The 10,541-nt window shown below is 68.5% G+C and carries 8 protein-coding genes and 3 tRNA genes; 7 read left to right on the plus strand and 4 right to left on the minus strand.

What is annotated here, in order from left to right:
• Window positions 1-35 precede the first annotated feature (35 nt).
• From VLJ82_RS00300 to VLJ82_RS00320, 5 genes are all read left to right on the plus strand, one after another.
• Window positions 36-752: a hypothetical protein gene (locus tag VLJ82_RS00300; RefSeq protein WP_408661322.1), complete on the plus strand. Its 717-nt coding sequence runs from the start codon at window positions 36-38 to the stop codon at window positions 750-752.
• A 33-nt stretch (window positions 753-785) separates the two neighbouring features.
• Window positions 786-1,385 (plus strand): dephospho-CoA kinase, encoded by a 600-nt coding sequence (gene coaE, locus VLJ82_RS00305; RefSeq protein WP_408661323.1) that lies wholly within the window; start codon window positions 786-788, stop codon window positions 1,383-1,385.
• A gap of 151 nt (window positions 1,386-1,536) precedes the next feature.
• Window positions 1,537-1,609 (plus strand) — tRNA-Gly (locus VLJ82_RS00310).
• A gap of 44 nt (window positions 1,610-1,653) precedes the next feature.
• A tRNA-Cys gene (locus VLJ82_RS00315) sits at window positions 1,654-1,724 on the plus strand.
• A gap of 41 nt (window positions 1,725-1,765) precedes the next feature.
• Window positions 1,766-1,840 (plus strand) — tRNA-Val (locus tag VLJ82_RS00320).
• Between the two features lie 201 nt (window positions 1,841-2,041).
• Here the strand turns inward: VLJ82_RS00320 and VLJ82_RS00325 are convergent.
• Window positions 2,042-3,049 (minus strand): hypothetical protein, encoded by a 1,008-nt coding sequence (locus VLJ82_RS00325; protein ID WP_408661324.1) that lies wholly within the window; start codon window positions 3,047-3,049, stop codon window positions 2,042-2,044.
• Window positions 3,050-3,704: 655 nt separating this feature from the next.
• Between VLJ82_RS00325 and VLJ82_RS00330 the strand changes: the two genes are divergently transcribed.
• The gene (locus VLJ82_RS00330) at window positions 3,705-4,769 is read left to right on the plus strand and encodes a choice-of-anchor D domain-containing protein (RefSeq protein WP_408661325.1); all 1,065 of its coding nucleotides are present in this window, start codon (window positions 3,705-3,707) and stop codon (window positions 4,767-4,769) included.
• Between the two features lie 114 nt (window positions 4,770-4,883).
• Here the strand turns inward: VLJ82_RS00330 and VLJ82_RS00335 are convergent, their stop codons facing one another.
• The gene (locus tag VLJ82_RS00335) at window positions 4,884-7,442 is read right to left on the minus strand and encodes a polynucleotide kinase-phosphatase (RefSeq protein WP_408661326.1); all 2,559 of its coding nucleotides are present in this window, start codon (window positions 7,440-7,442) and stop codon (window positions 4,884-4,886) included.
• Complete coding sequence (locus tag VLJ82_RS00340; protein WP_408661327.1) at window positions 7,439-8,866, minus strand: 3' terminal RNA ribose 2'-O-methyltransferase Hen1; 1,428 nt, start codon at window positions 8,864-8,866, stop codon at window positions 7,439-7,441. Before VLJ82_RS00340 ends, VLJ82_RS00335 begins: the two co-directional genes overlap by 4 nt.
• 325 nt (window positions 8,867-9,191) lie before the next feature.
• On the opposite strand from VLJ82_RS00340, the gene VLJ82_RS00345 reads away from it, so the two are divergent.
• Entirely contained in the window at window positions 9,192-9,578 is a 387-nt protein-coding gene (locus VLJ82_RS00345) for a hypothetical protein (RefSeq protein WP_408661328.1), read from the plus strand.
• A gap of 121 nt (window positions 9,579-9,699) precedes the next feature.
• On the opposite strand, the gene VLJ82_RS00350 is transcribed toward VLJ82_RS00345, so the two are convergent.
• The gene (locus VLJ82_RS00350; protein WP_408661329.1) at window positions 9,700-10,404 is read right to left on the minus strand and encodes an SDR family NAD(P)-dependent oxidoreductase; all 705 of its coding nucleotides are present in this window, start codon (window positions 10,402-10,404) and stop codon (window positions 9,700-9,702) included.
• Window positions 10,405-10,541: the final 137 nt, after the last annotated feature.

Genomic DNA, 10,541 nt, shown 5'->3' on the forward strand with positions numbered 1-10,541 from the left:
CGGGCCTGCTGCATTCGGGCGGTTACCGTGTCGGTGTGCTGAGCAGATCCGCGTCCCGGGCCGGTGCGCTGGCCGGTGGGCTGGTGGCGCTCGGGCTGCTGGGCGGATGCACCCAGGCGGCACCGCCGGGCGGCAGCGCCTCGACCGGGTCGAGCACGCCGGCCACCCGCAGCGCGACGCCGTCGCCGAGCCGGACGGCGACCGCCAGGCCGTCCGCGGTGGCCACCGGCGAGCCGTCGCTGGGCGGGCGGTGCGAGGACCTGCTGCCGGTCGGCACCGTCAACATCGCGCTGCGGCGCACCGTGATCGGCCGCACCGCGTTCATCCTCGGGGTGGCCGAGCCCGACATCGGCCGGCTGACCTACCTCAACTGCCGATACGGGATCGCCACCCCGGTCAAGGGCAAGCCGGCGCCGCAGCCACAGGTGGAGATCGGCATCAGCCTGTACAACTCGCCGGCCCAGGCCCACCGGCGGATACAGGCCACCGTCGAGTACTACCGGGCGCACGGCGCCGGGGACCGGCCGGTCCAGGTCGGGACGCTGCCGGGCACCATGCTGAGCGGGTACGGCATGCCGACCGTGGTGGTGGCGTCCGGCCCCCGGACGGTGGCGGTCACGGTGACGCCGAAGCTGCTGACGGCCGGGTCCACCACGGAGCTGGCGTCGCTGGCCAAGGCGGTGCTGGACGCGTCGGCGCACTACACGCTGGGCTCGGCGGCGGCCGCCGCATCGCCCAGCACCACCGGCTGAGGTTCGGTGCTGGGGTTTCGTGCTGAGGTTGCTGTGCTGAGGATCGGGCTGACCGGCGGGATCGGCAGCGGCAAGAGCACGGTCGCTGCCCGGCTGGCCGAGCTGGGCGCGGTGGTGGTGGACTCCGACCAGCTGGCCCGCGAGGTGGTGGCGGTGGGCAGCCCCGGGCTGGCCAGGGTGGTGGAGCGGTTCGGTCCGGACGTGCTGCGGCCGGACGGAAGCCTCGACCGGCCCGGGCTGGGCCGGCTGGTGTTCGGCGACCCGGCGGCGCTGGCGGACCTGAACGCGATCGTGCACCCGCTGGTGCGGGCCCGCAGCGAGGAGCTGACCGTCCAGGCGGCGGCCGGCGGGGCGGCGGCGGTGGTGCACGACGTGCCGCTGCTGGTGGAGAACGGGTTGGCGGGCAACTACGACGTGGTGCTGGTGGTGCAGGCGCCGCTGGAGCTGCGGCTGCAGCGGCTGGCCGGGCGGGGGATGGACGCCGAGACGGCGCGGGCCCGGATCGCCGCCCAGGCGAGCGATGAGCAGCGCCGGGCGGTGGCCGACGTGGTGCTGGACAACTCCGGGTCTTTTGAGCATCTCGCCGCCCAGGTGGACGCCGCCTGGGCGAGGCTGGTCGGCGGGGGTTCCTGACCCGTTAGGTGCGGGGAGCGGCGTCTTCGGTGCGGGGAGCGACGGGCGCACCCGGTTTGGAACGGCCAACGGCCATCGGCTAGAGTTTCGGGCGGTGCCGGTGCTGGCAGCCTCGGGTTTGCTCGGGGTAGAAACGCCGGGTCAACACCATGCGGACGTAGCGCAGCTGGTAGCGCACAACCTTGCCAAGGTTGGGGTCGCGGGTTCGAATCCCGTCGTCCGCTCGGTGGACGCCATAGGCGTTCCCCAGGCCGGGTAGCCGGTCCCTGGTGGAGTGGCCGAGAGGCGAGGCAACGGCCTGCAAAGCCGTGTACACGGGTTCAAATCCCGTCTCCACCTCGTAGCCGGCCTCGCGCGGTTCGCCGCGCGTGGTTGAGTACGGGCGATTAGCTCAGTGGGAGAGCACTACCTTGACACGGTAGGGGTCACTGGTTCAATCCCAGTATCGCCCACCAGAACTCGCTTACCCGAACACTTGCGGGCACTGGTAATCGGATCGGAGCCGCCCGCGGTCGCTGGTGGTGTGTGCGGCAAGTGGTTCGTCTTCTGCCAGACGATCTTGTGGCGCAGTGACCAGCCCTCAGCCAGCAGGGTGAGGTGTATCGAAACGGCTGACAACCTTGACCGGCCCTCGGGCTGGATGGAGTCGGCTTCCATCAGGCGTGGGCGCTCGCAACCTGAGGGGCGGTTTGCGACTCTTTGCTGGGCGTATCAGTTAGCAAGCTCTGTGCCCTTCGATCAAGCACTCCGGTGAACGCCTGTTGAGCAAAGCCAAGGAGTAGGGCGTACGCGATGATCTGCTCTTGTGAGTCGAGAGCGGACAACCCCGGTATGAATCCGCCATGGATGGCCACGAGGCCGAGTATCGCTGTGAAAGCGCCAAGTGGCACCTTTAACCAAGCCAGCGCTACTGGAACGTCGTATGGTATCGACGTTCCTCGGATGTTGCGTATAGCGACTGTTGTTGCGAGTGTTCCACCTAGCAGCCCTATCAAGCTGACAAGCAAGATATCACCGCCGCTTGCTACCGAAGTATTTGACCGCGTTGGGCAGCTGGTGCTTCTGGTGCCATCAGCCGCGACATTGTCGAAGCACAGTGGCATCGCCGAAGGAAATTGCGAAACGAACAGTACGGTGATGGCAACAAGAGCGATAACAACTACCGCTGCCATGAATAGATTGTTTCGGAAGCTGCGCAATCGGGCATGCTTGAGGTCGACTGCCTCATAGCAGACTTCGGTAAGCCGTCGCAGCCAGGCCCGCCTTTCGGCGATAGGCAGGTCTCGTAGCTGACGTTGGGTAAGGCATCGTGGATCATCTCGATGTAGGGTGGTTTGAGTTCGCGCTACCGCACCGGGGATCTCTGCATCGAGGTCAGCCTCGCTGTACAAGTCGATGAGTTGAGCCCGGGCAGCGTGCAGATTGCGGTAGGCGGCTTCCACAAGAACGCCGCGCCACCAATTGATAACACGACTAGGGACAGGGTCCTTTCGATCCGCCGCGTTCCTGGCAGCCTCAATGAAGCTTTGGACCCCATTAGCGACGGCTTCATCTTGAGGGGTGAGCGTACCGGCAGCCCTAGCAACATCAAGACGGATCTGCAGGCTGTTTGCATCAACTGCGACCTGCTGAACCCAAATGGTCTTCCGCTTAGGAACAGTCACTTGTGCCTCCCCCGGACGCAGTGCCCTACTAGCGGAGTGACGTGGCGCTAACAAGTCGACTTATCCGTCAGTAGGCGCTATTACGCCCCATCCATACGCTCCTCTCCACGGACCTGCGGCGCAAGTAAATAGTTCAAACAGGGTGGTCATCGGGGTATCGTCCGCCCGGACCTCGAGTCAGGATCATGGAAGCAGTCGAAAATGCCGGCGTACCGAGCACCGGCGTTGGATGCCTTCCTCGCCACGTGCTGAGCCTGCCGGTGGCGATTGCCTTTGCATTCTTATCCGGGCTGATTCAGACGTCGCGCCTCATCGGGGCCACTTCTTACCTCTCGCCACCCTCGCTGTCACAGGTACGAGTGCACAGACGCAAGGTTGAGTGACGCCAAGGCGTACCGCACGGCCACGTCGTCGCATCCGTACTCCTGACTCAGGGGGTGAGCGACCAGCTATCCGGAACCTGGGCAGGTCATTGAACCAGTGGGCCGTCTCATCCGTACGGGTGGGCGGGCGGCATGCCCGCAGGTGCCCGGACGCCAGAAGTGCGGTCGGGCATGGCGAGGGGAGGGCTCTGTGGAATGGGATGGGCACCGGGCCCGGAGGTGCCCCATCCTGGCAGGCCGGCCGGGCTCACCCCCGACACAAGGAGACCAAGATGCGACTGCTTCGGTTATTGGCAGTACTGGCGGCCGGTTCGACCGCGCTGACCGTTATGACGGCGCCCGCTGAGGCGGCCGCTGCCCTCACGTTCGCCCCCGGCTCGCTGACGTTCCCCGCGCAGGACGTCGGCACGACGAGTGCGGCTCAGACGATCACCGCCACCAACAGCGGTGACCAGTCGGTGTTCTTCAACAACGTCTCGACCACCGGTAACACCCTCGATTTCACGATCGGCACCGACGACTGCATCGGAACGGTGCTGGCACCCGGGGCCAGCTGCAGCATCTCGGTCACCTTCTCCCCGAAGGCCACCGGAACCCGCACCGCGAATGTCGTCTACACCGACAATGCCGCCAACAGCCCGCAGTCGGTCCCGCTGACCGGTGCCGGCGCCGGCACTAACCCGTCGCTGACGATCGACAACCAGTTCTTCAGCTGCGCCAACGGCGTGTGTGACATCGGCGCGGGCCGCAACGTGTTCGTCAAGAACTTCTTCACCACCACCTTCCAGGCCAGCGGCGGCACCGCCCCCTACACCTGGTCCGGGCGGCCACCGGCCGGACTGACGCTACGGCCTTCCGGGTTGCTGCTCGGCGCGCCCACCACCCTGGGGACCCAGACCTTCACCGCCACCGTGACCGACGCGGCCGGCAGTTCGGCAACCGGGACGTTCTCCCTCACCGTGACCCCGTCGCCGGCGCCGACTCCGTCCGGCTGCCAGACCGGCGGCAAACTCAAGGAAAACCTCAGCGGGCCGTCGTTCAACGGCAGAACCCCCAGCGGCACCGCCAACGCCGACGAGAGCAAGTTCAGCGGCTGCGGCGGCTTCAGCCTGCTGTCGGTCAACGTCAGCAATGTAAACCTGGCCGACGGCACCCAGCTGTGGGTCACTCTCGATTTCGGCCCGGTCGGAGTGATCACCCTCAAAAGCCGCACCGGCACCATGCCCACCTACAACATGGGCCAGTTCGGAGTCTCCCGGGACCAGATCCGCGTCTACAGCTCCCTTCCCGACAACGGAGCCTTCCAGCAGATCCTGATCGGCGGCTCCTTCACCTGACCCGCAGCCGGGCTAGCTGAGCGAGGGGCCGGACGGAGAACCGCTTCCGTCCGGCCCTCACCCGCAAATACCGTGCGCGCACCAGCCGGATAGCCATGTCGCTGCCCGAACCACCTACAGCCGGGGATCGACAGGTTCGGACTCCAGGGCGAGCACGGCGAACACGCACTCGTGGACGCGCCACAGCGGCTCGCCGCGCGCGACCCGGTCGAGCGCTTCCAGCCCGAGGGCATACTCGCGCAACGCGAGGGACCGCTTGTGGCCGAGGTTGCGCTGGCGCAGCCGGGAGATGTTCTCCGGTTCGGTGTAGTCCGGGCCGTAGATGAGGCGCAGGTACTCCCGGCCGCGGACCTTCAGCCCGGGCTGCACCAGCCCCTTGCGACCGCGGGTGAGGTTTCCAACCGGCTTGACCACCATGCCTTCGCCGCCGGCAGCGGTCAGCTCCTCCCACCACGCCGTGCCATCGGCGACCGAGGCCGGGTCGGTGGTGTCGACGAACAGCCGGCGGGTCGGCGCGACCAGCTCCGGCGCCGCGGCGGCCAGCCGGTCGGCGATGTCGAGATGGAAGGCGTGCGGCCGCTCGTGGTACACCGCAGCCTCGGTCGCCAGCACCTGGAACGGTGCCAGCCGCACGCCGGCAAGTCCTTCGGTGGGCCAGCAGTAGCGCCGGTACGCGGCGGTGAACGCCTCGGCGTTGCCGGCCCGGGACCGGGTCCGGTCCAGCAACGCGGTCACCTCCACCCCGGAGGCGGCCGCCCGTTCCAGGGCCGACACGGCGACGGGTATCGAGGACCGGGCGGCCGCGCCGACGGCCGCGTACTGCTCGCGCAGCAGCTGCTCGGCCTTGGCACTCCACGGCAGCAGCTCGGCGTCCAGCAGCAGCCAGGAGGTGCCGAGCTCGTCGAACAGTCCGGCCCGCTCGGCCGCATCGCGCAGCCCGGCAAGCATTTCGTCGGTCAGCGCGGTATCGAAGAACGCCCGGCCGGTCCGCGTCCACACCGAGCCGATCGCCGCACCCGGTGCGCCGAACCGCGCCCGGGCCGCGTCCAGGTTCCGGCAGACCAGCGCGACGGCACGCGAGCCCATGTGCTTCTCTTCGCAGACGACCCCGTCCACCCCGTCGGCACGGAACGCCTCGAACGCCTGCTCGGGATGTTCGAGCAGCTCCGGCCGGGTCGAGGTCGCGACCGGGCTCATCGTCGGCGGCAGGTACAGCAGCCACCGCGGGTCGATCGCGAACCGGCTCATCACCTCCAGCGCGGCGGCGGCGTTCTCCGCCCGGACGCCGATCCGCTTCTGGTAGGCGGTCTCGAGAACCCGGCTGCCGGTGACGTCGGTGATGTCGAGTACCTCGGGCTCGCGCCGGGACGGGCCGGAACCGGCGTCGGGATGAACGGGGAACGGCTTGGCGGGTTCGTAGTAGACCTTCCCGGCCGGCACCGACACGAGCTCGCGCTCCAGGTAGCGCAGCGCGGTCAGCCGCCCGCCGAAGACGCAACCGGTGTCCAGGCACAGGGTGTTGTTGATCCACTCCGGTGCCGGCACCGGGGTGTGGCCGTAGAGCACCATCGCCTTGCCCCGGTACTCCCGCGCCCACGGGTAGCGAACCGGCAGTCCGTACTCGTCGGTCTCGCCGGTGGTCTGGCCGTACAGGCAGAACTCCCGCACCCGCCCGGATGCCCGTCCCTGGTAGCGCTCGAGAATGCCGGCGTGCGAGACCACCAGCTTGCCGCCGTCGAGCACGTAGTGGCTGACCAGCCCGTCGAGGAATCGCTCGACGCCGGCGCGGAATTCGGCGGGCTCCGCGGCCAGTTGCTCCAGCGACTCGGCCAGGCCATGGGAAACCTGGACGTTGCGCCCGCGCAGCGCGCGCAGCAGCTTGTTCTCGTGGTTGCCCGGCACGCACAGGGCATTGCCGGCCGCGACCATGCCCATCACCAGCCGCAGCACGCCGGGCGTGTCCGGCCCGCGGTCGACGAGGTCGCCGACGAACACCGCGCGACGGCCGTCCTGGTGCGCGTCGACCGCGCGGCCCTGCTCGTCGCGGAGAACGGTGTAGCCGAGGTCGGTGAGCAGCGTCTCCAGTTCGGCCCGGCAGCCGTGGATGTCCCCGATGACGTCGAACGGTCCCGTCTCGTGCCGCAGGTCGCTGTAGAGCCGGGTGCGGGTGACGACCACGTCGGCGACCTCCTCCGGCGTGGAGAGGACATGCACCGTGCGGAACCCCTCGCGCTGCAGGCTCTTCAGGCCACGGCGCAGCTGGTCGCGCTGGCGGCGGACGACGTGCGGGCCGAAGTCGCGGTCCGGACGACCGGCGTTGCGTTCCAGGCACAGTCGCTCGGGCAGGTCCAGGACGATCGCGACCGGCAGCACGTCGTGCTCACGCGTCAGCGCGACGAGCTTCTTGCGAGCGTCGGGCTGGACGTTCGTGGCGTCGACCACGGTCAGCCGGCCGGCCGCCAGGCGCAGGCTGACGATGTGGTTCAGCAGTTCGAACGCCTGCGGCGTGGCGGACTGGTCGTTCTCGTCGTCGGACACGAGGCCGCGGCAGTAGTCCGAGGAGATCACCTCGGTCGGCTTGAAATGGGCCCGGCCGAAGGTGGACTTGCCCGACCCGCTCACCCCGATCAGCACCACCAGGCTCAGTTCGGGCACGGCCAGTTCCCGGCTCATGCGGCGCGCTCCGTGCTCGCCGGACGCTTCGTGAACACGGCCAGCTGGGTCGGCGGTCCCACCTCGGGATCGTCGGTCCCGACCGGTGAGTACCGGACGGAGTAGCCGTGCTCGGTCGCGACCCGGTCGGCCCAGCCGTGGAACTCGGCACGGGTCCATTCGAAGCGATGGTCGGCATGCCGCTTCGTGCCCGCCGGCAGCCCCTCGAACCGCACGTTGTACTCGACATTCGGCGTCGTCACGATCACCGTTCCCGGTGCCGCATCGCCGAACACCGCCCGCTCGAGCGCGCCGAGCCGCGGCGGATCGACATGCTCGACGACCTCCATCAGGACTGCCGCGTCCAGGCCGGACAGCCGCTCGTCGCGGTAGGTCAGAGCGGACTGGAAGATGTCCAGCCGAGCCCGCTGCTGCTCGGTCATCCGGTCCAGACGCAACGTGCGGGCGGCACGTTCCAGCGTCCGGGCCGACACGTCGACCGCGACGACCTGCTCGACGGACTTCTCCGCCAGCAGGTCGGCGACCAGGGCGCCCTCGCCGCAGCCGAGGTCACCCACCCGGCGGGCACCCGAGGCGCGAACCGCGGCCAGCACCGCGTCCCGGCGCAGCTGCGCCAGCGGGAGGTTCGGCTCGTCCCTGACCAGCGGCGCATCGGCGGCGTTGTCGAGCAGTTCCGGCTCGGTGTCGTCGACCTCGGCCAGCCGGGCCAGCGCGTCTCGGGTGAGCACACCGCGGTGCGCGAGGTAGCGCCGGCTGATGAGTTCCTTCTCAGGGTGCGCGGCCAGCCAGCCGCCGCCGGCCCGGACGAGCTTGTCGACCTCGTCCGGGCTCACCCAGTAGTGCTTGGCGTCATCCAGGACGGGCAGCAGCACGTAGAGGTGGTTCAGCGCATCGGCGAGGCGGACCTCGCCGGTCAGCCGCAGATCGACATAGCGCGAGTCACCCCATGCCGGGAAGTGCGGGTCCAGCATGGCGGTGCCGGCCTGGACCGTCCAGCCCAGCGGCTCGAAGACCCGGCGAGCCAGGTCCGCGCTACCGCGACACGGCAGCGCCGGTACGGAGATCTCCAGCGGAAGGGCTGCCGTGGCGAGTTCCGGCCGCGAGTCGCAACGGCCGGTCATCGCGGTGCGGAACACCTTGGCCAACGCCATCGACATCATCGACGACGCCGCATACGGGCGGTCGTTGACGTACTGACCCAGTGCGAAGCCCTCGCTCGACGGTCCCTTGTGTCCCCGGACGAGCGCTACCGGATCAACTTCGAGCAGCAGCGCCGCCGTACACCGACCCTCGCCCGCTTCGGGGTAGAAGACGTACGCGGTTCCGACCGACACGTCGAAGGGCTGCAGGCGGCTCGGGTGCTTGTGCAGCAGATACCCCAGATCGGTCGCCGGGGTAAGGGTCGTCGAGATCGAAAGGAACACGATCGACCATTCTGCACGGCCGGTCCCCGATCGGCAGGTGAATTAACCGCTCGCAGCGCCCCATGCTGCACCGCCATGATCTGCCGGGTCGGCCGTGTAAGCCGGCCGGGGCAGCGCTTCGTGTCAGAGACCCGCATCCCGAGCTCGACCCTCTCGTCGTTTCGGCACTCATGACCATGCTGCTTCACAGCGTCTCACATCTATTATAAATCAGCTTATTGTGTTAAAAACCTCGATACGGGTGCGAAATTAGAACAAACGACGAGGGAAAGGAGCAGGGCTTACCAGAACCAGCACCCGCTCCGACGAGAAGTAGGGATACACCATGAAACGCACACTGTCTGTCATCGTCGTAGTCCTGACGACCATGGTCGCGCTGGCCTTCGGCTCAGGGACTGCCTTCGCCGGGACCAGCGTGATCGTCGACTCGACGAACGGCTCGGCCCAGTCCCAGTTTCAGGATGTCGGCGAGCACCTGTATGCATGTGACACCAAATCCGACGGACTCCGCGCAGTGGCCATTGCGCAATGGACCTCAGGCGGGGTAGCCCGCAGTGCCGAAGTACAGGACACCGACGGCGCCAACAACAACTGCGCCGGCCACGCGAACCTCGACATTACGGATGGCACCAGCGTCACGATCTGGGCCTGTGCACGTAATGGTGCTACCGGCGCGCTGCAGTTCTGCGCGGCGAAGACCGGAAGGGCCTGAGCAGCAGCCAGGGGCCGGCGTCCGGCGGGCGCCGCCCCGATCCGGTCAGGTACCGACCCAGCGCCGGACGATCGTGATGGCGCGGCGGCATCAAATATCCCTCAGGACGATGCAGGTCGGGTCACCACGGCACGGGTTCGCCGTCGCGGAAGAAGCCGCCCCGTGGACCGTCGTCGGGAATCCTGACCGCCCAGGCGACGCTGTTCGCGCCCGCCGCCACGGACCGGGCGCCCATCTGCTCGGCTCCGTCGAAGGTTGCCGTCAGCCCGGGACACGTCGCGTTGACCAGGATCGGGGTGTCGGCGAGCTGGGCGGCCAGCGTGCTGGTCAGCGCGAGCAGCGCTGCCTTGCTGATGCCGTAGCTGGCCGCGAGCCCGTTGCGGTGCGGCAGGCCGAACATCGCATCGCCGTGCGACCCCGCGCCGCTGGCCACCATCACCAGGCGGGGCCGGGCGCTGCGGCGCAACAACGGCACCGCCGCCTGCGCGAGCCGCCAGGGGCCGTACAGGTTGGTTTCCATGACCCGGCGCACGGCGTCCAGGTCGGCGGCGAGCACGGACTCGGTCCAGTCGACGTAGGCAGCCGCGTTGCAGATCAGCACGTCGAGTTCGTCCAGGCCGCTCAGGACATTCTCGATCGCCACCGGGTCGTCGACGTCGAGGGTCAGACCCCGATGGCCTCGGCCCGGAAGGCCGGCGGCGACCTGCTGGGCGGCCTCGGGGTCGCGGCCGGTGACGAAAACCTGGTAGCCGTCCTCGGCCAGCAGCGCCGCGACGGCGGCCCCGACACCGCGAGTCGCTCCGGTGATCAGCACGGTTCCTGTCATGACGACACTCCTCGACGGCTTGGTGCCACGAGTACACGCGGTGGGAATGGCTCGGCTGATCGCCGAGACGGGCCTGGGCAAGATGGGCGGCTTCCGGGTCTGTCAGATAGGGGAGTGGTCCGGCCGCGTCGCGCTCG

The organism is Jatrophihabitans sp. (genome assembly GCF_035474675.1).
Taxonomy (GTDB): Bacteria; Actinomycetota; Actinomycetes; order Mycobacteriales; family Jatrophihabitantaceae; genus Jatrophihabitans_A.

Coding starts and splice junctions, on each gene's coding strand:
- VLJ82_RS00330 (WP_408661325.1), top strand. CDS start 3,705: ATGCGACTGCTTCGGTTATTGGCAGTACTGGCGGCCGGTTCGACCGCG.
- VLJ82_RS00335 (WP_408661326.1), bottom strand. CDS start 7,442: ATGAGCCGGGAACTGGCCGTGCCCGAACTGAGCCTGGTGGTGCTGATC.
- VLJ82_RS00345 (WP_408661328.1), top strand. CDS start 9,192: ATGAAACGCACACTGTCTGTCATCGTCGTAGTCCTGACGACCATGGTC.
- VLJ82_RS00350 (WP_408661329.1), bottom strand. CDS start 10,404: ATGACAGGAACCGTGCTGATCACCGGAGCGACTCGCGGTGTCGGGGCC.